The sequence below is a fragment of the Allolucifera butyrica genome (assembly GCF_900476375.1).
Lineage (GTDB): Bacteria > Bacillota > Negativicutes > Sporomusales > UPPP01 > Lucifera > Lucifera butyrica.
This window is the reverse complement of record NZ_UPPP01000065.1, coordinates 68164-92633: the sequence shown is the minus strand read 5'-3', so window position 1 is coordinate 92633 and position 24470 is coordinate 68164. Positions and strand designations below refer to the sequence as shown.

Below are 24470 nucleotides of genomic sequence, written 5' to 3'. Positions count from 1 at the left end.
AATGGCTCTATCAAAATATGCACACTGAGATAGGAGACTTAATCAAGCAGATAAATGCCAAGCTGGCTGGGCACTACCGCTACTATGGGGTGACCGACAACAGCAACGGAATTCATGCGTTTGGATACCGCATACGGCGCAAGATACTTGAAGTGCTCAATCGTAGAAGCCAAAAGAACAGCCTGACTTGGGAAGGATTTGCAAAACTCGAGGAGAGATTCCCGCTAGTTAACGCGAGAATCTATGTAAATATCTATGGCTAGACGTAAGTAAATGCTGCTATGAAGAGCCGGATGCCTTAATAGGGCAAGTCCGGTTCTGTGAGGGTTGCGCGTCGCAAGGCGCGTTTCTACTCGACTTGACTCTTCGTAGCCAGCGGCGATTTGACCAATATGGGGACGATCAAAGCGGATAACAGTCTGCAGGTCAGTGCCGCGAATATCGTCAACCGCGGCGGCACGATCGACGGCGGCAATCTGGCCCAAATCACAGCCGGGCAGGATATTGCCAACGAAACGGTTGTTTCCGGCGTGAACCTGGGACAATTGTCTACCACCCTGGTGAATCAGCAGGCGAATATCTCGGCCCAAGGCAGTCTCAGCATCCAGGCGGGCCGTGATATTAAGGTTACCGGCGCGAATCTGACGGCCGGGCAGGACCTTGCGCTAAACGCCGGGCAGAACCTGCAAGTAGGCAGTCAGGCGGCCAACGAACGGATTGCGACCGGATACTATACCTATGATACGACCAAGAATATCACCAGTAACATTCAGGCCGGCGGCAGTGCGACGCTGGTCGCCCAAAAAGACGCCACCTTAAGCGGCGCCCAGGTCAAGGCCGGTACGGATCTGACCCTGGCCGCCGGCGGCAACATAAATCTTGCGGCGGTGAAAGACCATACCCTGCAGCAAGGCTTATGGGGTCAGGCTTGAGTTATTATAATGATTGACTTATTAAAACGATTTGTTAAGCTGAAAATAAAAGTAGCGGGTGAAAGAAAACCATGGCCAGAAAGCCAAGAGTACATTATGAAGGTGCAGTGTATCATGTAATAGCTAGGGGAAATAACAGAGCAAGTGTATTTGGAACAGATGAAGAAAAACAAAAATATCTAGAGATTATTTCAAATTACAAAGAACGATATGGTTTTCAGTTATATGCTTATGTCGTGATGGATAATCATGTGCACTTGTTGTTGCAGGTTGGAAGAATTCCATTAGCCAAAATAATGCAAGGGGTTCAGCAAAGATATACGCAATACTATAATTGGCGGCAGAAACATAGTGGACATGTATTTGAACAGCGTTATAAGGCATTTTTGTGTGAGAAAGAAAGCTATTTAATAACTCTTATATGCTACATTCATCAAAACCCAGTTAGAGCAAATATACAGGGAGGGATTGACTATAGATGGAGTAGCCACCATTCCTATGTTAAAAAAGCGAATGGATTAGTAAATGTAGATTTTATATTACGGACGCTGAGTTCTAATGTAGAAAAGGCAATTGAGCATTACTTTGATTTAGTGGGGTGTATTATTGATAAACCGGAACATAAACCGGAAAGTGAACAAGAGAAAAAAGATGAAATAATTAATCAAAAAGAAGAAAATAAGAAAATACAGCCGGAGTTAACCTGGAATCAATTAGTATGGAAGATAGTTAGAGAGGAACAGGTAAGTCAAGAACAACTGGTAGGGAAGTGTCGAATACGGCAAGTGGTAGCAGCTAGAAAACGGTTAATTTATGAGGCGATAGAGAGAAATCTAATGACTAGGAGGGAAATGGCAAAACTTCTTCAAATTGATCCAGCCAATATAACAAGAATTTGCCAACAATTGATGGGCGGTCAAAATGAAAAATAAGTCAATTTTAATATAACTCAAGCCTGACCCCACGAGTTTTCAATTTTATTGAAATTATTAGAATTTGATTGGAAAAGTTAAAGGGAATTTATAAAAACTATAGAATTAAAAAAGGTCAATTTGTGAAAAATTTATTTTTCACAAATTGCGAATATTTCAAGCGGAATATTTAAGGTAGGTGAATTATGCGTAGTAGAATTGGCAGCTATTCCGCAACAACATTTATAAAGGGAGAGAACTCGAAAATGAAAAAAACAGCTTTACTTGCAATTGCAATAGCAACTATTTTAACAGCTAGTGTTGGCTTTGCTGCACCGCAAACCGATTACTCAGCGGGAAAAACTTCGGTCGATTTGACCTGGAGAAATGCGGATAATTATGTAGAGGACAATCTTGGTAGCACTGGTTATGGTATAAAGGGTAACTGGGATTGGGGTATTACCACCGGATTAGGGAATAACTTTGCTTTTCAGTATGCTGGTTTTAATGCTAAGTCTGCAGATAAGGTATACAGTGCCGGAGATGTAGAGAACTTCGAACTAAAAACTCAGGAATTCAACGTATTGTACAAATTGGATAATAATATTTCTGCTTATGCAGGTCTTGTAAAGATTAAAGGAATTTCTAATAGCAACTATTACGGAAATGCTTCAGATTCAAAAAACGAACTGCAATTTGGATTGGTTGGCAGCACTAAAATCGCGGATAAGACGACTGCCTATGCTCAGGTTGGTATAGCATCGGATTTTACTAATTGGAAAGTAGGGCTGTCACAAGAAATTGCTCCTAACCTGGAACTTAACTTAGATTATCGCAGAACTCAGGGTAAAAATTTAAATTTATATGGCTATAATGTAGATGCAACAGCTAAAGGATTAGGTCTTGGCATAACCTATAAATTTTAACCAAATAATTACATATTACATAAGCTCGATTGTTTCCAAGCCACTGATTCAGTGGCTTTTTTCTTTGTTGAAGGCTATAGATTCGCAATATTCTACACCCTTAATCAAAAACCATCAAAAATTTGGATGGGGACTTCTCACCGAATGAGATAGCCATATAATTAACGGTTTAGCCGGTTAAGGGTTCTAATTCCTGCGGGATGGCAATAAAATAGACTAAAATAAGCAGCGATTCGTTATAAGCGCCGCAACACCGCTTTATAGAGCCACAAAGTTTACCGAAGCTTTTTAGGAGATTGATTTTATGGAAACCGTGGGACGGAGCGTACCCAGGAAAGAAGCATGGGATAAGGTGACAGGCGCTGCGAAGTACAATGATGATTACCTGTTTCCGGGTATGCTTTATACCAGTATGGTAAATAGTCCTCATGCCCATGCCGGGATCGTATCCATCGACATTTCCGGGGCTTTGGCTGTGCCCGGCGTAGAAGCGGTAGTAACCGGGAAGGATTTTCCCCGGTTATGTGGGTCCATTCTGGAAGACCGGCCACCGCTGGCGCGGGATAAGGTCCGGTATTTCGGCGAGCCTGTTGCGCTGGTGATTGCCAACAGGGAAGCGGCGGCGATGCAGGCTGCCGGATTAATCAAGGTGATCTATGAGTTATTGCCCGCAGTAAATTCCACAGCCGAGGCGCTCAAAGAAGAGGCGCCGCTGATTCACCCGGACCTTGGCCAATATAAGCGGGCGGTTCCTGATGTTTATCCCGAACCCGGCAGCAACATTTGCGGCCGGGTGAATATTGCCAAAGGCGATTTGCTTAAGGGATGGGAAACAAGTGAGGTAATCATTGAGGCCGATATCCGCTTGCCCCAGTCGGACCATGTAGCGATGGAGCCCAGAAATGCCAAAGCGGAAATTCTGCCAAGCGGCACAATACTAATTTATACTTCCACCCAGGCGCCTTTTGAAATCCGGGATAAAATCAGCCACTATGCCAATGTTGACGAAAGCCGGGTGGTGGTTAAGACTCCATTGGTTGGCGGCGGGTTTGGCGGCAAGGCCACATTGCAGCTCGAACTTCTCGCCTATATGGCATCGAAAGCAGTGAACGGGAAGTTGGTCCGGGTTGCCAATACCCGGGAGCAGGATTTCGCAGCCTCTCCCTGTCACGCCGGATTGGAGGCGAAGATTAAGCTGGGCGCGACGAAAGACGGAGAGTTTAAAGCAGCCGACATCATTTATCATGTCGATACAGGGGCGTATGCCGGTCTCGGCCCGCGGCTGGCGAAAGCCATGGCGGCGGATTGCACCGGTCCGTATAACTTTGAGCATGTCCGGTGTGAAGCAGTGTGCATTTACACAAATCATTGTTATGCCACCGCTTTCCGGGGATTCGGCCATGTGGCGTACAACTTTTGTATGGAACGGGCAATCGATAAATTGGCGCACACTCTGGGAATGGACCCCTTGGAACTGAGACTGAGAAATGCTATTTTACCGGGAGATACTTCCCCTACCCGGGTCCAGATAACACAAAGTAACGTGGGAGATTTGCAACAATGCCTGAGAAAACTTCGCAAACTCGTAAACTGGGATGAAGGCGTGAGGCGGAAAACCGGCGATGGAAAAGTTGTCGCCAAAGGTATCGCCTGTTTTTGGAAAACATCCGATTCTCCGCCTGACGCTTCGGCGGGTGCTATAGTGACTATGAATCCGGACGGCAGTCTCAACCTTAACTGTGGCGCCGTGGAAATCGGTTCGGGAATGAAAACGACGTTGGCCCAAATATTGGCTGAAAAACTAAAAATGGATATTGACCGCATTCATGTCGTTAGGGAAGTAGATACCCAGGTTAGTCCGAAACACTGGAAAACGGTCGCCAGTATGACTACGTTTTTGGCAGGCAACGCTGTTTTGGCGGCAGCGGATGACCTGATTGCCAAATTAAAAAAGGCCGCTGCCGCAGCTTTGCATTGTTCGCCCCGGGAACTGGCCGTAGGCAATGAACTGGTTTACTTTCCAAACAATCCGGATCTTTGCATCTCCTTTAAGGAGATCGTTCATGGCTGCCGGCAGGCCGACGGCAGTAGCACGGGAGGTCCGGTCATCGGCAGCGGCGGTTTTGTGATGCCCGGCATTACTTTGCTTGACCCTTATACCGGGGCCGGCAAGCCCGGACCGTACTGGACGGTTGGCGCGCAGGCCGTCGAAGTCGAATTGGATACGCGGGATTATACCTACCGGTTGAGAAAAGCCGCCACGGTACTTGATGCCGGCAAGGTCATCAATCCGGAACTGGCCGAAGGTCAGGTCCGGGGCGGAATGTGTATGGGGCTCGGGTTAGGAACCCGGGAGGAGTTCCGGTATTCGGCAGCGGGAAAACTGGCGGAGATTCGCCTGCGAAACTACAAAGTCATGCATTATGGCGAGACACCGCATTATTTAGTGCAGTTTGTAGAGACCCCTCAGCGGGAAGCTCCGTATGGAGCCAGAGGACTGGGAGAACACGGCATAATCGGTATTCCCGCCGCACTGGCTAATGCCCTGTCGGCAGCGGCACAGGCAGAACTGAATTTTTTACCGCTCGTTCCGGAATCAATCTGGAGAGTTTCGACGGAGGGGTTTGATGATACCCTTTGATTTTGATTACTACCGGCCCGGCAGGATACAGGACGCAGTCCGGCTATTCAACCAGATTGACAGTGCCGGAAAGGAGCCGTTATACTTTGGCGGCGGAACGGAAATCATTACCGGGGCCAGAATGGGGACTATCTATACCGGGGCGGTCATTGATTTGAAAGACATACCGGAATGCCAGGCCCTGGATTTATCAGGCAACAACTTAATCATCGGAGCCTGCGTTTCGCTGACCCGGATAACGGACGGTGGCCTCTTTCCTCTTCTGGGCAAGGTTTGCGCCCGGGTTGCGGACCATACGGCGCAAGGCAAGATAACCATCGGAGGGAATCTGTGCGGCAAAATTATTTACCACGAGACACTGCTGCCGCTTCTTTTAGCGGATGGCAGTGCGGTTGTCGCCGGGGAGTATGGACAACGGCAAGTGCCAATCAGTCAGGTTTTTGATAGAAAACTGCAACTAAACCGGGGCGAATGCATCGTTCAGTTCATCATCGATAGAAGTTATCTGCAATTGCCCCATGTACATATAAAAAAAACGAGAAATGAAAAAATTGATTATCCTTTAGTTACGCTCACGTCGCTCAGACAAGAGGGACAAATCCGGCTGGCTTTAAGCGGCGTCTGTGCCTTTCCGTTTCGTTCCCCGCAGATGGAGAAGAGATTGAACGAAGCGGGCCGGCCTTATGCCTATCGGGTAGAAAAGGCGCTTGCCGCCATCCCGGCGCCCGTACTCAATAATGTTGCCGGAATGCCGGAATACCGGCGATTTGTGCTCTCCGCCCTGCTTATGAAGCTGCTGGCAGCGCAGGACGAGGTGGGGAATGTTTAAAGTGGAAGGGAAAGCGGTAATCGAGTTAGAGGTTAATAAGATGAAAAGCAGTGTTTGTGTCCGGGCTGCCGATACGTTACTCCATGTTTTGCGGAGGGAACTGGGGCTGACCGGGGCCAAACCAGGCTGTGAAAATGGAGACTGCGGCGCCTGTACCGTTCTGATCGACGGATGGCCCATGAAATCCTGCCTGATGCTGGCTGTCGAAGCAGTCGGGCATCAAATAACCACCGTCGAGGGGCTGACGAATTCTTCTGTGCAGAGTGCTTTCGTCAGCAATGGGGCTTTTCAGTGCGGCTATTGCACATCCGGGTTTCTTATGGTTTGCCATGCCTTGATCAGTCTGCATCCCGATGCCGACGACAACCGGATCGAAGTCTGGCTGCAATCCAATATTTGCCGCTGCACCAGCTTCGAAGAAATAAAACGGGCTGTCCGGTCTCTCTTGCATTCCGGATAGTTTGAAGAAGAAAAACTCCCAGGCGATTTAAGTCTGCGAGTTTTTTAGTTTCCGCGCCCTGAGCCCTGAGCCCTGCGCCACATGCCGAAAAACCGCACACGGTTTTTCTCATACCGGGACTGTATGCCTAGTTAAGGCGGGACTGTGCGCCCAGGAGAATAAGACCTGGGGACGATACAGGCGAATCATGGCCAATGCTATACTAAAAGAAAAGGAGCCTGCTTAAAAAGCGCGTCTACGTTGTTGCGGCTGCGCGTCCTCACTCAACGTACCCCCGAGTACGCCTTCGTTCGAATGCTCGCCGCGCCTAGTATCCGCATCTTTTTAAGCAGGCTCCCGAAGGGGGGATATCCATGGTTCTGATGATTCCCATTATGGTGTTTCTGATCATGATCATCCTAATGCTGGCCGTTTATTATTCCCTTACGGCCGGGCACAGGCAAGTCAGCCGCCGCATGGACCTCTATGTTGAGCAGAGACCGGCGAATAACGGCGCGGCAGTGCCCGGTCAAGCCGGAAAACGCAGCACGGAGCTAACTGGCTGGCGCGCTGCGGTGCGCTGGTTCAGCCATTATTTCGAATCGTTTCAATGGTCGCGCCGTATGGAGCACAAGATGATTCAAGCCGGCATTCCGTTGCGGGGTTCGGAATTTATCACCCTCTGTGTCGGGCTGGTAATCATCGGGGCCATGCTGCCGTTTGTCCTAAGCGGTGGCAAGGCGTTTCTGGCGATAACGGGAGGAATCACCGGCTACTTGCTGCCAGTTATGCTGCTGCGGGTAAAAATTGCCCGGCGGGCCAAAGCGTTCAACGGGCAATTAGGCGATGCGCTGGTTCTGATTGCCAATTCGTTACGGACTGGCTATAGTTTTATGCAGGCCATGGAGATGGTCGCCAGGGAAATGCTGCCCCCGGTTTCGGAGGAATTTGGCCGGGTATTGAAAGAGATGAATTTAGGGGTGGCCACCGAGCAGGCCATGAATAACCTGGCTAAACGGGTGGACAGTGACGACCTTGACCTGGTTGTGACTGCCGTATTGATTCAACGGCAGGTTGGCGGCAATCTGGCGGAAGTCCTGGACAGCATTGCCGGTACAATCCGGGAGCGGGTGAAAATTAAGGGGCAAATCCGGACGCTGACGGCGCAAGGTCGGATTTCAGGATTATTAATCAGCATTTTGCCGGTTGCGCTCGGGGTCGTTTTATATGCGATGAATCCGGGGTATATTACGGTGCTGTTTACTCATCCGTTAGGAAAAATGCTGCTGCTGGCCGCCGTCGTCAGTCAGTTGACCGGTATTTTTATTGTTCGTAAAATCGTCAATATTGACGTGTAAGTTTAGGACGCAATGGTAGGACGTTAGACTCAGTTCGACTAATTTCGACTAAAGTCCCAGAACTAAATCAGGACCTTTCCCTCAGCTGGAATAAGACTTACGGCCGATGGAATCCATAAGGAAATTTGCTACAATAACATCAAGAAGAAGCCAATCCTTTCCGAATCGGAACCGAAAATCAATTAACCGGGAGGTTGTAAAAATGATGCTGCTGGAAATGGTAAAAATGATGTTCCGGAATCAAAAAGGACAAGGTATGGTTGAATATGGTTTGATTCTTGCTCTTATTGCCGTTGTCGTTATGGGTACTCTGGCTGCTATGGGAACTACTTTAAACGGAATGTTTACCAAAATTAGCGGTTCGCTATAAAAATTTACTTAGATGCCCTAGGTTGGCCCCTGACTCGTCAGGGGCTTTTGCATTAAAAGGCGGGTTTAAATAATCTTCACCAGGAAGAGAGGCGCAGCAAGATGCGAAGGATTGTTTCTTATATCAGGAATAACCGTGGCCAAAGCATGGTTGAATTTGCACTGGTGTTGCCGGTCTTTCTGCTGTTGGTAGCGGGAATGATGGAATTCGGCCGGGTTATGAATCAATACCTGGTAGTGACGGAAGCGGCCCGGGAGGGAGCGCGTTCGGCAGCCGTAGGCAATGACGACGCGACCGTTATTGCCGCGGTAAATGCAGCGGCCTCTACCATTAACCAGGGGCAGTTGACGGTTACTATTTCCCCATCGCCCACCCGTACGCCCGGTGATCCGGTTACCGTTACGGTCAGCAATCCGGTAGAACTCATTACACCGTTAATCAGCCAGTTTTTTGCGCAAAACCCGGTTACCGTCCAGGGCAAGGCTGTAATGAGGGTAGAGTAGGTGAAGCGCATGCCGGACCGGAGAAAGAATCAACAAGGAATGATCGCAGTATTGACCGCATTGGTGCTGACGGCATTGCTCGGGGTAGCCGCCCTGGTTGTTGACGTTGGCGTTCTTTATATCAATAAGGTTCAGTTGGCAAATCTGGCGGATGCCGCCGCCTTGGCCGGCGCTCAGGATTTGCCGGACAATCCGCAGCAGGCGGTTGCCAGCGCCTCCAGCTACGCCGCGACGAACGGCCAGAACAATGACAGCGTGAATGTAAGCGTCAGCAATAATAATACGGTCCTGTCGGTACAGGCCACCCGGGCGGTCGATTTGTATTTTGCCAGGATATTTGCCATAAGCCGCTCCGATGTGCAAGCCCGGGCAACGGCCAGGATCAGCCCGCTCAGCAGTTTTTCCGGCGTGGTTCCTTTTGGTGTGGTACAGCAGGAATTTCAATATGGCGCAGTCTATAGCCTGAAATTAGGAGCCGGTACCGGCTATAACGGCAATTTTGCCGCCCTGGCTTTGGGGGGAACGGGGGCTGCTAATTATCTGAACAACATTGAGTACGGGTATCAGGGCAGACTGCAGGTCGTTGACTGGGTGCCGCTGGAAGTGGAAACCGAGACCGGCAATATGTCGGGACCGACTATGCAGGGAGTTGATTACCGGGTGGGCCTGGACCCGGCGGCAACCTGGCAGACCGTGCAAAAAGGGTCGCCGCGGATTGTGGTCGTACCGGTCATTAATTCACTGGACGGTGACGGGCAGCATGATGTCCAAATTGTCGGGTTTGCCGCCTTCTTTTTGGAAGGCTGCGGCGGAGCGGGGATTGATAACTATGTAACCGGGGAATTTTTGCATCTGGTTGAGCCGGGTGATGTTTCCGATAACGTCGGGGAGTATGGAGCATATGGCGTTTCCTTGATTCAGTGAGGCATTGACGGAAGGAGGCGCAAGCCACTGTGTTTAGCAAAAGAAAAAGTGAAAAAGGAAATATTGCGCTTTTGACAGTGCTCGCCGTTTCCACGCTGTTTGCTTTTTCCTCCCTGGTCATTGACCTTGGCTTACTCTACGTTACCAAGGCGCAACTGACGAATTTGGCGGATGCGGCGGCTCTGGCCGGTGTTCAGGATTTGCCCGCCGACCCTCAGCAGGCGGTTGCCGACGCTACTCTCTACGCCCGGCAAAACGGGCTGGATACCGACACTCTGGATATTCAGGCCGTGGACAACAATACCGGCGTGACGGTGAAGGCCATGCGCCGGGTAGACTTATTATTTGCCCGGCTTTGGGGGATGGAAACCGCCGATGTTCAGGCGTCGGCGGAGGCGAAGATCGAGGTGATCCAGAGTGCTGCCGGCGTTGTCCCGTTTGGGGTTGTCCAACAGAATTTTGTTTACGGCCAGTCATATACCCTGAAAGCCGGGGCCGGCGGCGGGTATAACGGCAATTACGGGGGACTGGCGCTGGGGGGGAACGGGGCGAATGTGTACCGGAATAATATTGAGTATGGTTATGATGGAAATTTATCGATTGGTGATTCGGTTTCCACGGAGCCGGGCAACATGTCCGGGCCTACCAGCCAGGGAGTGGCCTACCGGGTCGGGCTGGACCCGGATGCTACTTTTGACACGGTAAAAAGAAGTTCACCGCGGATTGTTATTGTGCCGGTCATTGATTCTTTGTCGGGAAACGGCCGCACTGAGGTGGAAATTGTCGGTTTCGCCGCCTTCTTTCTGGAGGGGGCCGGCGGTCAGGGCAACCAAAACTATGTAACCGGTGAATTTTTGCAGATGGTTATGCCCGGGGATGTGACCACGAGTTCGACGGGATTTGGTCTATATGGAGCGAAACTGGTCCAGTAGGGGGAGGGGAATGGCATGTCGTTGCTGCAACGGCTGGAGAAACAAAAACAAACCGAGCTGCCGGCCCTGACCAACAAAGATAAAAACAAGCCTGTTATTTCGTTCAAGGGGGACCCGTATCAGAATTTAAAATCGCGCATTCATAAACAAATTGTGGATGAGATCAGTTCGGAAGACAGCCAGATTTTGTTTGACAAAGACGCGGACAGAAAAAAGCTGGAAGACCTGGTATCCCGTATGGCCAATACGGTAATGGATGAAGAACCGGTTCCCGTGCCGCGCACCGAACGCAGCCGGATTATCGGGGAAGTGGTGGATGAGGTGCTGGGCTATGGCCCGATTGAACCGCTGCTGCAGGATGATTCCGTGTCCGAGGTCATGGTTAACAGCCCCAGTCAGGTGTATGTAGAACGGAAGGGCAAATTAGTGCTGACCGACGTGCGGTTTCGTAACGACGCGCACGTTATGCATGTGATCGAGAAAATTGTGGCGCCGCTGGGACGGCGGATTGACGAAAGTTCCCCCATGGTAGACGCCCGTCTGCCCGACGGCTCCCGGGTCAATGCGATTATTCCCCCGCTGGCTTTAAAGGGGCCGTCCGTTACCATCCGTAAGTTTGCCAAAAATCCTCTGACGGTGGAAAACTTAATCGCTTTTGGCACCCTGACCCGGGAAATGGCTGATTTCTTAAAAGCCTGTGTGGAAGGGAAACTGAATATTGTTGTATCCGGCGGTACCGGTTCGGGGAAAACCACAACCCTCAACATTCTTTCTTCCTTTATTCCCGACGACGAACGGATTGTAACCATTGAAGACGCGGCGGAACTGCAATTGCGGCAGGATCACGTGGTGACGCTGGAGACGCGGCCGCCGAATATCGAGGGAAAAGGGGCCATTACCATGCGGGATTTGGTCCGCAACAGCCTCAGGATGCGGCCCGACCGTATTGTGGTGGGCGAAGTGAGAAGCGGTGAAGCGCTGGACATGCTGCAGGCGATGAATACCGGTCATGACGGTTCCTTAACCACCGGTCATGCCAATTCCCCAAGGGATATGCTGAGCCGTCTGGAAACGATGGTGCTCATGGCCGGGATGGAACTGCCCGTCCGGGCGATCCGGGAGCAAATTGCATCGGCGGTGGATTTGATTCTGCAGCAATCCCGCCTGCAGGACGGCAGCCGGCGGATTACCCATTTGACCGAAGTGCAGGGGATGGAAGGCGATGTGATCGTCTTACAGGATATTTTTGTCTTTGAACAAACCGGCAAAGATGAACAGAATCATATTATCGGCCGGTTCCGTCCCACGGGAATCCGTCCCAAATTTCTGGATAAACTGGCGGCCAACGGAATTATGCTGCCCAATGAAGTGTTCTGGCCCAGTGAGCAAACCATTTTAGGCAGGTGATATACGTGATAATCCTGATTGCCGGCATGACGTTCTTGATTATTTTTATCCTGGCTTACCTTGCATTGAATACTTTTGTTCCGGCGGCAGGGCCGGTTTCCCTGCGCCTGAGGGCTTTAGAGGAAATTACGCGGGAGCGGACCGATATTGAGGAGGAATTGAGCAAACCCTTTCTGCAAAGGTTCTTTACCCCCGTGAGCGGCAGTTTGGCGGCGGTGCTGGCCCGTCTGGCGCCGCAGGCGATTCGCCGGCTGGCGGAACAAAAATTGTTGATGGCCGGCGGTTTTGGCGGATTAAATGCGGACCAGTTTTTGTTGCTGACTGTTTTTTTGGCGTTGTTATTGCCTGGGGTAGTTGTTTTGGGTTTAGTTATGGCGGCGGTTCCGGTACACAAAATCATTGGCATTACGATGATTTGCCTTGCCGTGGGCCTGTCGCTGCCTTTGCTGCTGGTCAATCAGAAAATTGCCGGCCGCCGGGCCAATATTCAGAAAGACCTGCCCGACGTGCTGGATTTATTGACGGTTAGTGTGGAAGCCGGTCTGGGTTTTGACGGTGCCCTGGTCAAACTAACGGAGAAAATGAAAGGCGCCTTGGTGGAGGAGTTCAGCCGGCTGCTGCAGGAAATCCGTATTGGCGTTTCCCGGCGGGATGCATTGCACGCCATGGGCCAGCGCTGTGACGTGCCGGACTTGTCTTTATTTGTCACCGCTCTGGTACAGGCCGACCAGCTGGGCGTTAGTATCGGCAATGTGCTGCGGGTCCAGTCCGCCGGCATGCGGGAAAAACGGCGCCAGCGGGCGGAGGAAAAAGCGATGAAGGCGCCCGTAAAAATGCTTTTCCCTTTGGTCATGTTTATTTTCCCTACTATTTTTGTGGTACTTCTGGGCCCGGCGTTTATTCAAATCTTTACGATGTTTACTAAACGTTAAAAAAAGAGATGAAGTCGAAACTTCAAAGAAAAACGATTGCAAAGTGCCGGCGAAAAGAGGAACCAGTTACCGTATAAAACCAATTTTCGAATGTATCATGTATACATTCGAAAATTGGTTTTACAAGAGCGAGGAAAAGTTATATAGTAAAAACATGAAAAATAGTTTAAATAATCATATAAAAACTTCATACCGTACGTTACCGGGCATGATTACCAATATTCTTCGCGAAGCCATTCTGTCGGGGGAACTTGGCGGGGGAGTTCAGCTCAAGCAGGAGGAGTTAGCTACAAAGTTTAGCGTAAGCATGAGTGTCCTGCGGGAAGCGTTAAAAAGTTTGGAAGCGGAAGGATTAGTGAGTTTTTATCCTAACCGTGGGGCCGTAGTTAGTCAATTATCCGCGAAGGAAGCGCAGGAGATATTTGATATACGGTTATTTTTAGAATTAGGGGCCCTTGAACTGGCTGTTCCCAATTTGGCAGAGGCGGATTTAGCGGCTGCGGGCAAAATATTGAAACAGGCGGATGAAGAAGGCCATAGCGGGCGCTGGGGTGAACTGAATTGGCAGTTTCACGAAACGTTATACCAGCCTGCAAATAGGCCTAAGCTGCTTACATTAATTCATAATATGAATAATAATGTGGAGCGCTATATGCGCCTGTATTTGTCAACGATGAATTATCAGATGAAATCGCAGGAAGAACATCATGCGTTACTAGATGCCTGTTCCCAAAAAGATATCATGGGTGCTAAACAAATACTGCGTAAACATATGGCCGATGCCAGTGCTAATTTAATCGAATACTTAAGTTGAAATTCTTTTTTTTATTATCGATTTTCGAAAATCGATAATCGATAATAATGCTTATATAAAAGGGGGCATAAGTATGTCTAATAAACGGATAGAAGATTTTAAAACATCGTATATAGATGCTAAGCCGTCTATCAGTGTTCACCGGGCAGTAGCTTTTACGGCATCCTATAAAAATACGGAAGGCGAATCCGTTATTATACGGCGGGCCAAAGCATTTCAAGCTGTATGTAAGAGTATTCCGGTAACTATTTTTGATAAGGAACTTATTGTTGGAGCCGTTGGCGAATTTCTGAAGTCGGGGGTTATTTGTCCTGAATATTCCTGGAAGTGGGTTGACGAGGAAATGGACTCGTTTGCAAGCCGGGACCAGGACTCTTATCACATTGATGCAGCGGCAAAAGACACATTGCGTAAAGAGATTTTCCCTTACTGGAAAGGCAAGTCGCTGGAAGAGACTTTTTTATCCCGTCTAAATCCGGAAACGGCAAAAATTTTGGTTGATACCGGCATTATCGACAATGATTCCAAGTGGAGAAATGCGGTTGGCGAAATTACGGCCGATTATCAAGATATTATTTTCAAAAAAGGATTTGGGAGGCTAAAAGAAGAGGCGCTCGAACATTTGCAGAGTTTAGAACCGATTACTGCCGAAGCGTTAGAAAAAATTGATTTTTATAATGCTGCCATTTTGGTTTGTGATGGAATTATCGCCCTGGCCCGCCGCTATTCGGATGAAGCGGTAGCCATGGCACAGCGGGAAACGGACACTCTGCGGAAAAAAGAACTTCTTGAAATTGCAAGAAGTTGCCGGAACGTGCCGGAACATCCTCCGGAAACTTTTTATGAAGCGATACAGACCATATGGTTTACTCAACTTGGTTCAATCTTGTCTGAGAATTCCCTGGCATTAAATCTGGGCAGGTTCGACCAATATATGTATCCATATTATTCTAAGGATATAAAAGCAGGCACTATCACTAAAGAGGAAGCGCAGGAGTTGATTGAGGCGCTTTGGATTAAGCTTTCTGAGTGGGTATGGGCTATTTCCGGTAATACGGCTAAATTTTTTGCCGGTTATAATGCATTCCAGAATTTGACCGTAGGCGGCAGGACAAGAGATGGCCGGGATGCAACGAATGACCTTTCTTATATGTGTCTGAATGCAACTGAAAATGTAAAAACACATCAGCCAGGTTTGAGTGTGCGGATTCATCCTGATAGTCCGGATGAATTTCTATTGGCCGTATGTAAACTGATTCGGGTTGGGACAGGGTTTCCGGCGGTACATAACGACAAGATCGGTTCGGAAATGTTATTGGCGGAAGGATTGTCGCCGGAAGACGCACGCGATTGGAACAATTGCGGCTGCGTAGTGCCGCACTTTAGAAAAATAGGCCGGTGGACGTCAGCCGTAAATATTAATTTGGCCGCTGCGCTGGAATATGCGCTGAATGGCGGCAAAAGCCGCATTACCGGAGAAGATATGGGACTTTCGGAAGTTTCTGCTTCTGTGTTCAAGAGCTATGAAGAAGTAAAAGCAGCTTTTTATAAACAACTTGCTTATCTGATAAAACATTCTGCGATCGGCTCGGTTACTCTACAGCAGATTCATGCCGAAATGGTGCCCAGACCATATATTTCCCTGCTTGTAGATGGATGTATGGAAAAGGGGAAAGACCTTAGTAAAGGCGGTGCTAAATACAATCTTTCCCCTGTCTTTACCGGAATTGGGGTGGCTGACTCGGCCAACTCCTTGGCGGCAATTAAAAAACTGGTGTTTGAGGATAAAAAGTACACATTAGCAGAGATTAACCAAGCGTTAGAGGCTGACTGGGAAGGCTACGAGGAAATGAGACAAGCGGTGCTTGCCTGTCCGAAATATGGCAATGATGATGACTACGTTGACGCAATTGCTGTAGAAATAACTGATTTTTATTATAAAGAAGTACGGTCCTATAAAGATTATTTCGGAACCCCTTTTACTTCGGCATTCATGGGAATTTCTAATTATATTCCGGCAGGGAGTGTGATTGGGGCAACTCCGGACGGCAGAAAAGCAAAGACTCCATTAACGGAAGGAGTTTCACCCCACGCAGGTACTGATTTAACAAGTCCAACCGCCGCGATGCGTTCTGTTACTAAAATCAATCATGACGTACATTCCGGCGGGACCTTGATGAATATGAAATTTGCTCCTGAACTGTTGAAATCGGAGAGAAACCTGAAAAATTTAGCATCTCTTATTAGAGCTTATTTTGCCCTGGGCGCTTTTCATGTTCAATTTAATGTGATTTCTACGGAAGTATTGAGAAAAGCCCAGGAACATCCGGAGGATTACAGAGATTTGCTTGTCAGAGTAGCAGGTTACAGTACGCAATTTGTCAACCTTTCCCGGGAAGCTCAGAATGCGATTATTGAAAGAACCACCTATGAAACAATGTAAAGGGATTATATTTCAAATACAGCGCTGGTCGATCCATGACGGGGAAGGAGTTAGAAGTACTGTTTTTTTAAAAGGCTGTCCATTACGTTGCCAATGGTGTGCCAATCCGGAGTCTTGGAATCAAAAGCCGGAAGTATTATTTTTTCATAAAAAGTGTACTGGTTGTAATCGCTGCGTCTTCGTTTGCAGTAACAGCGCAATTGTCACGGATAATACGATAAATCGTTTTGACCGTGGAAAATGTTGTGGTTGCGCTAAGTGTTGTGAAGTATGCCCAACAGGTGCCCGTGAGATGATAGGGTATACAGTTACTGTTGAAGACGTTCTGAAAGTAATCAAACGGGATGCTGTCTTTTACCGGGAATCCGGAGGCGGGGTTACATTTTCCGGTGGGGAACCATTTGCTCAGGCTGAATTTTTACGGCAGCTTGTTATAGCTTGCAGCCAGCACGGATTCGATACTGCTGTCGAAACAAGCGGTTACTTTGATTTTGAACAGGTAAAAGACATCATTGAATATTTAGATTGCGTTTTTGTGGATATCAAGCACATGGACGAAGCAACTCATAAGAGAATGACCGGGGTCAGTAACCAGGCAATTTTAAAAAATATTACGCAGATATCACAGATGCATCCGAATACAATTGTTCGTGTTCCGCTTATAGAAGAAGTGAATGCCAATGAGCAAAATATCAAAAGAATGTGTGAATTTCTTAAGAAAAATACGTGGGTAAAAGGAGTTGAACTTCTTCCTTATCATAATTTGGGTGAGTCGAAGTATCGTGCCGTTGGGGCCCATAACGAGACGTTCACAACACCAAGTGATGCAAAAATTGGCGACATAAAGAAAATTATATCGACCTATGGGATACGTATTTTAGACTTTAAGTAATTTGTGATATCTATAAACGGATTCCCAAAGGTGAATTTAGTAAGCAAAGGTGCTTTATATGAAGGCTAGTAAGGGAAATCTTCATTTAAAGCACTTTTTTATTAATTCACAATAGACGGAATAAACGGAAAATTGGTTTTTATAATAGTCTCTTGCTATCTATATTTAGCATTAAGAAATCTACTTGATTTCTTAATATAAATAAATAATAGGAGGAATAAGATGACTAACCAAAAACAGAAAGCATTTCAGTATGTAGATGATCACTGTGCGGAAATGGTATCACTGTGGAAGGAAGTCGTAACGATGGAAGGCGGTCCCCATGAAAAAGAAGGGATCAACCAAGTTGCCGCTCGCTTTAAAAAGATTTTGGATGGCGAAGGAGCAACTTTTCGTACGATTGAGTTTGAAACAGCCGGCAGTATGCTGATCGGAGAGATTGGCAAAAATCATTCCAAGCCAGGTGTAATTTTTATGGGACATATGGATACGGCGATTCCGGCAGGCGCAATCGCAGAGCGTCCTTTTACCATAGAAAATGGCAAAGCCTATGGACCGGGTGTTCTTGACATGAAAGGCGGTATTGTGGCTGCTCTTTATGCAATAAAAGCTTTGAAATCGATTGGCTATGATTCGCGTTCGATTAAAGTCCTTTTGGCGGGCGATGAAGAGGTTTTACATGCCAATTCGAATGCGCCGGAAATATTTATGGAAGAAGCAAAGGGCTACGGAGCGGCATTTAATATGGAGACAGGGTTTGTGGATGATGGAATTGTTGTCGGACGTAAGGGTGTCGCCCGGATTAGGATGGAAATAAAGGGGATTGCCGCACATGCAGGAAATGATCCGGAAAACGGCCGGAGTGCGATCTTAGAAATGGCGCATAAGATTATTGACGTACAAAATCTAACGGATTGTAAGAAAGGCATCCGCTTTAATGTAGGGGTAATGCAAGGCGGGACGACATCAACGGCTGTTCCCGATTATGCAAAAATCTTTATTGATGTGCGCTATAAAGAACCGGATGATTTACCGGAAATTATGAAACGGATCGAAGATGTTGGCAATAAAATTTATATTGAAGGTACGGCCACTACGGTTACTTTTATGGATGGCATAAAGCCGATGAAAACAACGGAAGGGGTAAAGGAGTTATTTGAAGTAGTGAAAAAGGCCTATGAAGAAAATGGTTTTGGAACGCCCTATGCAAAGACGGTAGGCGGTGGCTCTGATTCGGCCTATACGGTTTTGGCAGGAGTGCCAACGGTATGCGCTATGGGAGTGAAAGGCGGACGGAATCATAGTCCGGAGGAATATGCAATTGTCGAAAGCCTGTTTGAAAGAGCTAAACTGTTGGTTGCCTGCGTGCTCAAGTTAGACAACATTTAGTAAGTCGAATATAAAAATGGCTTTAACATATTAAATATTTAAATTAATGGGGAGGAGCACCTATGGCGGAACAAAAGCAAGAACAATACAAAGTTACTTGGAAAGGCTGGTTATCATTAATCATATTGATTATTGCCTTTTCCGGTGTATTTGCAAAAGCGGACGGACCTTTGAGAGCGTTGGATTTTCAGGTACTTACGGGGAGCTTTGGGAAAGTAGCCAATGGGGTTATCTTTACTGGTAAAGGAGGCAACGGGGCGCGGGATGGTTTCATGTTTGCATTAACGCTTTTTCCAACGCTGATGTTTGCACTGGGATGCATTCAAGTTGCCGAGTCGCTTGGTGCTTTGCGGGCGGCTGAAGTATTATTCCGCCCTGTTTTACAGCCTTTAATGGGAATTCCAGGCGCCAGCGGATTAGCCTTCGTCAGCAGTTTTACCAGTTCTGATGTGGCGGCGGTAATGACGAAGGGATTAGTAGAAGACAAAATGATGACGGAAGAGGAGCGGGCCGTATTTGTCGCCTACCAGTATGCGGGGTCTGCGCCGGTTACCAATACCTTCGGCACCGGAGCCGCCCTGCTGCCTATCAGCGTTTTGCCGGTGGGCGTTATTATCGGGTTGATTTTTATTGTTAAGGTCATGGGCGCTAATTTGGCACGCTTGTATTTAAAATGGTATGCATCCCGCAACAAGGCAGAAGGAGGGCGTGGCGTAAATGGCTAATCAGACTGCCGCAGAAATAAATTTGCAGAAAGTGAAACCCAGTGTAGTGGAAGAATTTGTGGCGGGAGCCAAAAAAGGTTTTTATATTGGCGCGGAAATGATTGCTCCGGCTATGGTTTTGGCGTATGTACTCATTCAGTTCTTAGAAATTACCGGGTTAATGAAGGGAGTCGGTACCATACTTCAGCCGGTGATGGCCATATTTGGTCTGCCTGGTGAGGCTGTATTTGCGCTGATTGCTGCCTTTTTCGCCAAGGCAGCAGGGTGTGCTACCGCGGCTACTTTGTATTCTAAAGGCATAATCACCGCGGTTCAGGCAACGATCCTGTTTCCCGCGTGTGTAACCATGGGAACGCTGATTGGCCATTTTGTCCGCATTGTAATTGTCTCCAACGTTGATAAAAAATGGCATTCCCTGCTGATTTGCGTTCCGCTTGTAGACGCTGCCGTTGTTATGTTATTGACCAGAGTGGTTTTAAGCGTTATGGGAATAAACGGGTAAGTTTTACAGAAAAACAGAGGGCAGAATGGAATAGTAACATGAACTTTGAGCTTATTGGCCGTCGCTGCAGCGACAAAAATATTAGGAGTGGAAATATGAATAGTCAAAAAGAGCAAATCTTTCAATTTATTGATGCGCATCGAGATGAAATGCTGGCGTTGTGGCAGGAACTTGTCAACCTGGAAAGCGGTTCCTGGAATAAGCCGGGTATCGATATCGTCGCCAACAGAATTCAGCAAGTGCTGGCAAGGGAAGGGGCAGTTACCCGGATCCTCGAAATGGAGCAGGCTGGAAATATGCTGATTGGTGAACTGGGCTCCGACAGAAAAAAAGCAAAAGTATTATTTCTTGGGCACATGGATACGGTTTTTCCAGAGGGCACTGCAGCCAAGCGGCCGTTTACGGTCCGGGATGGTGTCGCCTACGGTCCGGGCGTTCTTGATATGAAGGGCGGAATTGTGGCTGCATTATATGCCATAAAGGCACTGCAGGCAGTTGGATATAATGCACGTCCACTGAAAGTAATTTTGGCTGGTGATGAAGAGGTAGCTCACGGAAAATCCAATGCGGCCGATGTATTTATGGCAGAGGCACAGGGAGCGGCAGCGGCGTTTAATTGTGAAACGGGATTTACAGATGATGCAATCGTTGTCGGGCGCAAGGGAACCGCTGTATTTGAACTGGAAGTCAAAGGGGTTGCTGTACATGCTGGCAACGAGCCGGAAAATGGACGGAGTGCTATTTTAGAAATAGCCCATAAAGTAATCGCTATTCAGAACTTGACGAACTGGGAAAAGGGCACGACCTTCAATGTTGGTGTGATACAGGGCGGGACCGTTCCCAACGCAGTACCTGGTCAGGCGAAAATCGTGATAGATGTCCGGTATCTGGATCCTGCATTATTACCGGAGATTCGCCAGCAAATACAGGAAGCAGCAGCCAAAACCTATATTCAGGGAACAACTACCACGGTTGCCGAGGTTTACGGTATGGCGCCGATGAGAAGAACGGCAGGCGTTGATGAGCTTTTTTCTATTGTTAAAAAGACCTATGAGGAAATGAACGTGGGGATTCCGTATGCAAAGTTGGTAGGCGGCGGGTCTGATTCGGCATTCAGCGTAATGGCCGGCGTATCGACTGTTTGCGCTATGGGGGTTAAGGGGGGCAGAAATCATAGTCCGGAAGAGTTTGCCATTGTGGAAAGCTTATTTGAGCGGGCAAAATTATTAGCCGTATGTACAATTAATTTGGATGCTGATTCATTTTGTTTACAAACGTTAAAAAGGTAAGCCGGAGTTCTTGGTATAGCAACAGGGAGTGTCTCAGAATTGGAGACACTCCCTGTTTTACAGGAAAGATCACATTAGCCGGTTTTTTATGCGGTTTCCTTCCGTTTACCGAGATCCGCTCTTCACAACCCAACCTTAATACCTAACACTCAACACCCAATTCCCAATCAATACAGGACTTTTATATTATATTTATTAAATAATTCCAGCCATTCCCCGGCAGGGGCCTGATCGGTCACGATATAGTCCAGCGCTGCAAAGTCCATCAGCTTAACAAAGGCGGTTTTATTGAATTTAGTGTGGTCGGCAAGCAAGATGGTTTTTCCGGCCTGTTGAATCAGTCTTTTTTTGAATTCGCTTTCCGGCTCGTTGGATTCCATAATCCCTTTGGCGAGGGAGAGCCCTTTACAGCTGATAACGGCTACATCTACATAATAATTGGCAAGGGTATTTACGGCGACCGGGCCGACTAAGGCGCAGGAATGAGAGCGCAGGGAACCGCCGGTGGAAATAATATTAAAATTGGCATCCATAAAATCATGAGTTATTTTTACGGAGTTGGTAATTACGGTAAGACCCTTTTTTTCTTTCAGGGCATGCATTAATTCTAAACAAGTGGTACTGGCGTCGACCATAATTGTATCCCGGTCATTGATGAGAGCAGCCGCTTTGGCGGCAATAAGCTGTTTTGCTTCAAAATTAAGGGAAGTTCTCGCCGGAAAAGATAAATCCTCATTGGTATGCTGGTTCGAGATGGCTCCCCCGTAAGTACGGGATAGGATTCCCTCGTTTTCCAATTTTTCCAGGTCCCGGCGGACCGTTTCTTCCGTTACCCCGAAAAGTTCACTTAAAGTGGATACATAGACCTTCCGGTCTCGTTGGATCCTTTCGGTGATTTTTTGCCGGCGTTCGATTCCTAGCATGCAGAACCTCCTCGGATTATATGGGATCATTGATTTAAGTATAACCGGATTGGCAGGGAAAGACAAATAAACAACAAAATTAGAATAGGTATCGGACATAAAACAACAAAATACAAGGATGATATCTCTTTTTTTCTGTTGACAACGAAGAAACGGTGCAATAAACTAAAGAAGAAAAGAAATGATAGAGACGGTTCCCATTAATTGAATATGAACATGGCGGTAAGTAAGCCATAAGCAGGAGGGGAAGAGAATGAACGGTATCCGGCACGAAATTCCCTTTGTGCAGGAAATGATGGAAGTTACCCGCAATATGTGGCAAAAGGGATGGGATGAACGCAACGGCGGCAATATAAGTTATTTGCTTCCCGGGACAGAAGTGAAAAAGTATATGGATGTCAGCGATGTAAAGCAGACATTGCCTTTGCCCTGTCCCGTCCAGGAACTGGCGGAAAAATATTTTATCGTAACCGGCACGGGAAAGTATTTTAAAAACGTATTCGCAAATCCTGAGGAAAACCTGGGCGTCATACGGATTGGCGAGGATGGCCGCACCTTTGATATTATCTGGGGCCTTAAGAACGACGGCCGTCCTACCAGCGAACTGGCGGCTCACTTCATGAGCCATACGGAACGGCTTAAAAAAGATCCTAACCATCGTGTTATTATTCATAATCATGCCACGCATGTTTTGGCAATGACCTTTGTCCACGGGCTTGAGGAAAAGGCCTTTACCAAAACTTTATGGGAAATGTGCACCGAGTGTTTAGTGGTGTTTCCCGACGGGGTGGGAGTGCTTCCTTGGCTGGTACCGGGAACAAATGAAATTGGCCGGGCCACAGCGGATAAGATGAAGGACTGCCGGATCGTTATCTGGCCGCAGCATGGAATTCTGGGGGCCGGAATAACCATGGACGAAGCGTTCGGCCTGATTGAAACAGTGGAAAAGGCTGCCGAGATATATATGTTGATTCATGCTCATCAGGGCGGCATTAAACAAAGCATTACGGACCGGCAGCTTCTGGCGCTGGCCAAGGCTTTCGGGGTAAGGCCGCGGGCCGGAGTTTTGCAGGCTTAATAAAGTTTTCGCACCGCCGTAGATTCTACAACAAATAAAATAAAGAGGTGTTAGTATGGCAAATCGCATTGTACTCAATGAAACGTCTTATTTTGGGGCAGGGGCCATTCAGGTAATTCCGGCGGAAGTGGCCGGGCGGAATTTTACAAAGGCGTTTGTGGTAACAGACAAGGAGTTAGTAAAATTCAAAGTGGCCCAGAAGGTCACCACCGTTCTGGAAAATGCGGGGATCCCTTTTGAAATCTATGATAATGTAAAACCCAATCCTACCATTGAAAATGTTTTAACCGGTGTGAAACAATATGCGGCGTCAAAAGCCGACTTTATTCTGGCGATTGGCGGCGGGTCTTCCATGGATACCGCGAAGGCCATCGGCATTGTCACGAATAATCCGGAATTTGCCGATGTAAAGTCTTTGGAAGGCGTGGCAGCCACTAAAAATAAATCCGTTCCCGTGATTGCCGTGCCGACTACTGCCGGAACGGCGGCTGAAGTTACGATAAACTATGTCATTACCGATGAAGCGGCTGTGAAGAAAATGGTCTGCGTTGACCCGAAGGATATTCCGGTGCTTTCCATCGTAGACCCGGAAATGATGGCCTCCATGCCCAAGGGCCTTACTGCGGCAACCGGGATGGATGCTCTGACCCACGCCATTGAAGGCTATACGACCAAAGGGGCCTGGGTCATGACGGATATGTTTGAACTCAAGGCCATTGAACTGATTGCCAGGCATTTGGCAACAGCCGTATTTGAGCCGAATAATTTAGCGGCCCGGGAAGGTATGGGAGTTGCCCAGTATATTGCCGGAATGGGATTTTCCAATGTAGGTCTGGGGATTGTTCATTCCATGGCCCACTGCCTGGGGGCTGTTTACGATACGCCCCATGGGGTGGCCAATGCCCTGCTCCTGCCTTATGTCATGGAGTACAATGCACCGGCAACCGGTGAAAAGTACCGGGAAATTGCCCGCAACATGGGAGTCGCGAAGGTAGACAATATGAGTCAGGAGGAATACCGGCGGGCTGCGGTGGAAGCAGTGGTTGCCCTGTCCCGGAAGATTGGCATCCCGCAAAAGCTGGTTGAGATCGGCGCCAAGGAAGAAGATTTGCCGAAATTGGCCGAGATGGCTTACCGCGATGTCTGTACGCCGGGGAATCCCCGCGAAACCAGTGTAGCCGATATACTGGCAATCTACCGGCAAGCGTTTAAATAATAGAATAAAGCCGTGTCCGGGCAGCCTGCAAAGCATTGCTTTGCAGGCTGGCTTTTTAGTGACAAGCTATAATATAATGAACATAAAACAACATT

Annotated in this window: 24 protein-coding genes; 23 read left to right on the top strand and 1 reads right to left on the bottom strand. The window is 47.9% G+C overall.

Going from position 1 to position 24470, the window contains the following annotated elements:
- Window positions 1-17 precede the first annotated feature (17 nt).
- The 21 genes from LUCIF_RS27295 to LUCIF_RS09020 all read left to right on the top strand — a co-directional run bounded on the left by LUCIF_RS27295 (window position 18) and on the right by LUCIF_RS09020 (window position 21158).
- On the top strand, window positions 18-263 hold the full coding sequence (locus tag LUCIF_RS27295) for a group II intron maturase-specific domain-containing protein (protein WP_122627561.1): 246 nt from the start codon (window positions 18-20) through the stop codon (window positions 261-263).
- Window positions 264-383: 120 nt separating this feature from the next.
- Complete coding sequence (locus tag LUCIF_RS09115; RefSeq protein WP_279386953.1) at window positions 384-932, top strand: hemagglutinin repeat-containing protein; 549 nt, start codon at window positions 384-386, stop codon at window positions 930-932.
- Window positions 933-1003: 71 nt separating this feature from the next.
- Window positions 1004-1864, top strand: a complete 861-nt coding sequence (locus LUCIF_RS09110) for a transposase (protein ID WP_122627559.1) — start codon at window positions 1004-1006, stop codon at window positions 1862-1864.
- 245 nt (window positions 1865-2109) lie between these two features.
- On the top strand, window positions 2110-2769 hold the full coding sequence (locus LUCIF_RS09105; RefSeq protein WP_122627558.1) for a hypothetical protein: 660 nt from the start codon (window positions 2110-2112) through the stop codon (window positions 2767-2769).
- Window positions 2770-3073: 304 nt separating this feature from the next.
- Window positions 3074-5410 carry a xanthine dehydrogenase family protein molybdopterin-binding subunit gene (locus LUCIF_RS09100; RefSeq protein WP_122627557.1) on the top strand — a complete coding sequence of 779 codons (2337 nt, stop codon included), beginning with the start codon at window positions 3074-3076 and terminating at the stop codon, window positions 5408-5410.
- Complete coding sequence (locus tag LUCIF_RS09095) at window positions 5397-6239, top strand: FAD binding domain-containing protein (RefSeq protein ID WP_122627556.1); 843 nt, start codon at window positions 5397-5399, stop codon at window positions 6237-6239. The genes LUCIF_RS09100 and LUCIF_RS09095 overlap by 14 nt, the downstream gene beginning before the upstream one ends.
- Window positions 6232-6699 (top strand): (2Fe-2S)-binding protein, encoded by a 468-nt coding sequence (locus LUCIF_RS09090; RefSeq protein WP_122627555.1) that lies wholly within the window; start codon window positions 6232-6234, stop codon window positions 6697-6699. Before LUCIF_RS09095 ends, LUCIF_RS09090 begins: the two co-directional genes overlap by 8 nt.
- Window positions 6700-7052: 353 nt before the next feature.
- Complete coding sequence (locus LUCIF_RS09085; protein ID WP_122627554.1) at window positions 7053-8036, top strand: type II secretion system F family protein; 984 nt, start codon at window positions 7053-7055, stop codon at window positions 8034-8036.
- A gap of 202 nt (window positions 8037-8238) precedes the next feature.
- Window positions 8239-8406, top strand: coding sequence for a Flp family type IVb pilin (locus tag LUCIF_RS09080; RefSeq protein WP_207857308.1), 168 nt, complete (start codon window positions 8239-8241; stop codon window positions 8404-8406).
- A gap of 101 nt (window positions 8407-8507) precedes the next feature.
- Window positions 8508-8909 carry a TadE/TadG family type IV pilus assembly protein gene (locus tag LUCIF_RS09075; RefSeq protein ID WP_122627553.1) on the top strand — a complete coding sequence of 134 codons (402 nt, stop codon included), beginning with the start codon at window positions 8508-8510 and terminating at the stop codon, window positions 8907-8909.
- A gap of 9 nt (window positions 8910-8918) precedes the next feature.
- A complete protein-coding gene (locus tag LUCIF_RS09070; protein ID WP_165865940.1) occupies window positions 8919-9833 on the top strand; it encodes a pilus assembly protein TadG-related protein in 915 nt (304 codons plus the stop codon).
- Window positions 9834-9862: 29 nt separating this feature from the next.
- Window positions 9863-10765 carry a pilus assembly protein TadG-related protein gene (locus LUCIF_RS09065; RefSeq protein ID WP_122627551.1) on the top strand — a complete coding sequence of 301 codons (903 nt, stop codon included), beginning with the start codon at window positions 9863-9865 and terminating at the stop codon, window positions 10763-10765.
- Between the two features lie 15 nt (window positions 10766-10780).
- Window positions 10781-12172 (top strand): TadA family conjugal transfer-associated ATPase, encoded by a 1392-nt coding sequence (locus tag LUCIF_RS09060; RefSeq protein ID WP_122627550.1) that lies wholly within the window; start codon window positions 10781-10783, stop codon window positions 12170-12172.
- A gap of 5 nt (window positions 12173-12177) precedes the next feature.
- Window positions 12178-13104 (top strand): type II secretion system F family protein, encoded by a 927-nt coding sequence (locus tag LUCIF_RS09055; protein ID WP_122627549.1) that lies wholly within the window; start codon window positions 12178-12180, stop codon window positions 13102-13104.
- Between the two features lie 154 nt (window positions 13105-13258).
- On the top strand, window positions 13259-13918 hold the full coding sequence (locus LUCIF_RS09050) for a GntR family transcriptional regulator (protein ID WP_122627569.1): 660 nt from the start codon (window positions 13259-13261) through the stop codon (window positions 13916-13918).
- Window positions 13919-13991: 73 nt separating this feature from the next.
- Window positions 13992-16361, top strand: coding sequence for a glycyl radical protein (locus LUCIF_RS09045; protein WP_122627548.1), 2370 nt, complete (start codon window positions 13992-13994; stop codon window positions 16359-16361).
- Window positions 16324-17253 (top strand): glycyl-radical enzyme activating protein, encoded by a 930-nt coding sequence (locus LUCIF_RS09040; protein WP_207857306.1) that lies wholly within the window; start codon window positions 16324-16326, stop codon window positions 17251-17253. Before LUCIF_RS09045 ends, LUCIF_RS09040 begins: the two co-directional genes overlap by 38 nt.
- 222 nt (window positions 17254-17475) lie before the next feature.
- Window positions 17476-18642, top strand: coding sequence for a M20 family metallopeptidase (locus LUCIF_RS09035; RefSeq protein ID WP_122627547.1), 1167 nt, complete (start codon window positions 17476-17478; stop codon window positions 18640-18642).
- A 62-nt stretch (window positions 18643-18704) separates the two neighbouring features.
- The gene (locus LUCIF_RS09030) at window positions 18705-19367 is read left to right on the top strand and encodes a nucleoside recognition domain-containing protein (protein WP_122627546.1); all 663 of its coding nucleotides are present in this window, start codon (window positions 18705-18707) and stop codon (window positions 19365-19367) included.
- The gene (locus LUCIF_RS09025; RefSeq protein ID WP_122627545.1) at window positions 19360-19869 is read left to right on the top strand and encodes a nucleoside recognition domain-containing protein; all 510 of its coding nucleotides are present in this window, start codon (window positions 19360-19362) and stop codon (window positions 19867-19869) included. Before LUCIF_RS09030 ends, LUCIF_RS09025 begins: the two co-directional genes overlap by 8 nt.
- Window positions 19870-19964: 95 nt before the next feature.
- Entirely contained in the window at window positions 19965-21158 is a 1194-nt protein-coding gene (locus LUCIF_RS09020; RefSeq protein WP_122627544.1) for a M20 family metallopeptidase, read from the top strand.
- A gap of 167 nt (window positions 21159-21325) precedes the next feature.
- On the opposite strand, the gene LUCIF_RS09015 is transcribed toward LUCIF_RS09020, so the two are convergent.
- Window positions 21326-22081 (bottom strand): DeoR/GlpR family DNA-binding transcription regulator, encoded by a 756-nt coding sequence (locus LUCIF_RS09015; protein ID WP_122627543.1) that lies wholly within the window; start codon window positions 22079-22081, stop codon window positions 21326-21328.
- A 253-nt stretch (window positions 22082-22334) separates the two neighbouring features.
- Here LUCIF_RS09015 and rhaD point away from each other — a divergent pair, with 253 nt between their 5' ends.
- Together rhaD and fucO are read left to right on the top strand one after the other, a co-directional pair.
- The gene (gene rhaD / locus LUCIF_RS09010; RefSeq protein ID WP_122627542.1) at window positions 22335-23159 is read left to right on the top strand and encodes a rhamnulose-1-phosphate aldolase; all 825 of its coding nucleotides are present in this window, start codon (window positions 22335-22337) and stop codon (window positions 23157-23159) included.
- Window positions 23160-23214: 55 nt separating this feature from the next.
- Window positions 23215-24375 (top strand): lactaldehyde reductase, encoded by a 1161-nt coding sequence (fucO, locus tag LUCIF_RS09005; protein ID WP_122627541.1) that lies wholly within the window; start codon window positions 23215-23217, stop codon window positions 24373-24375.
- The last annotated feature ends 95 nt before the right edge of the window (window positions 24376-24470 follow it).

Coding starts and splice junctions, on each gene's coding strand:
- LUCIF_RS27295 (WP_122627561.1), top strand. CDS start 18: ATGCACACTGAGATAGGAGACTTAATCAAGCAGATAAATGCCAAGCTG.
- LUCIF_RS09110 (WP_122627559.1), top strand. CDS start 1,004: ATGGCCAGAAAGCCAAGAGTACATTATGAAGGTGCAGTGTATCATGTA.
- LUCIF_RS09105 (WP_122627558.1), top strand. CDS start 2,110: ATGAAAAAAACAGCTTTACTTGCAATTGCAATAGCAACTATTTTAACA.
- LUCIF_RS09100 (WP_122627557.1), top strand. CDS start 3,074: ATGGAAACCGTGGGACGGAGCGTACCCAGGAAAGAAGCATGGGATAAG.
- LUCIF_RS09095 (WP_122627556.1), top strand. CDS start 5,397: ATGATACCCTTTGATTTTGATTACTACCGGCCCGGCAGGATACAGGAC.
- LUCIF_RS09090 (WP_122627555.1), top strand. CDS start 6,232: ATGTTTAAAGTGGAAGGGAAAGCGGTAATCGAGTTAGAGGTTAATAAG.
- LUCIF_RS09085 (WP_122627554.1), top strand. CDS start 7,053: ATGGTTCTGATGATTCCCATTATGGTGTTTCTGATCATGATCATCCTA.
- LUCIF_RS09080 (WP_207857308.1), top strand. CDS start 8,239: ATGATGCTGCTGGAAATGGTAAAAATGATGTTCCGGAATCAAAAAGGA.
- LUCIF_RS09075 (WP_122627553.1), top strand. CDS start 8,508: ATGCGAAGGATTGTTTCTTATATCAGGAATAACCGTGGCCAAAGCATG.
- LUCIF_RS09070 (WP_165865940.1), top strand. CDS start 8,919: ATGCCGGACCGGAGAAAGAATCAACAAGGAATGATCGCAGTATTGACC.
- LUCIF_RS09060 (WP_122627550.1), top strand. CDS start 10,781: ATGTCGTTGCTGCAACGGCTGGAGAAACAAAAACAAACCGAGCTGCCG.
- LUCIF_RS09050 (WP_122627569.1), top strand. CDS start 13,259: ATGAAAAATAGTTTAAATAATCATATAAAAACTTCATACCGTACGTTA.
- LUCIF_RS09045 (WP_122627548.1), top strand. CDS start 13,992: ATGTCTAATAAACGGATAGAAGATTTTAAAACATCGTATATAGATGCT.
- LUCIF_RS09040 (WP_207857306.1), top strand. CDS start 16,324: ATGCGATTATTGAAAGAACCACCTATGAAACAATGTAAAGGGATTATA.
- LUCIF_RS09035 (WP_122627547.1), top strand. CDS start 17,476: ATGACTAACCAAAAACAGAAAGCATTTCAGTATGTAGATGATCACTGT.
- LUCIF_RS09030 (WP_122627546.1), top strand. CDS start 18,705: ATGGCGGAACAAAAGCAAGAACAATACAAAGTTACTTGGAAAGGCTGG.
- LUCIF_RS09025 (WP_122627545.1), top strand. CDS start 19,360: ATGGCTAATCAGACTGCCGCAGAAATAAATTTGCAGAAAGTGAAACCC.
- LUCIF_RS09020 (WP_122627544.1), top strand. CDS start 19,965: ATGAATAGTCAAAAAGAGCAAATCTTTCAATTTATTGATGCGCATCGA.
- LUCIF_RS09015 (WP_122627543.1), bottom strand. CDS start 22,081: ATGCTAGGAATCGAACGCCGGCAAAAAATCACCGAAAGGATCCAACGA.
- rhaD (WP_122627542.1), top strand. CDS start 22,335: ATGAACGGTATCCGGCACGAAATTCCCTTTGTGCAGGAAATGATGGAA.
- fucO (WP_122627541.1), top strand. CDS start 23,215: ATGGCAAATCGCATTGTACTCAATGAAACGTCTTATTTTGGGGCAGGG.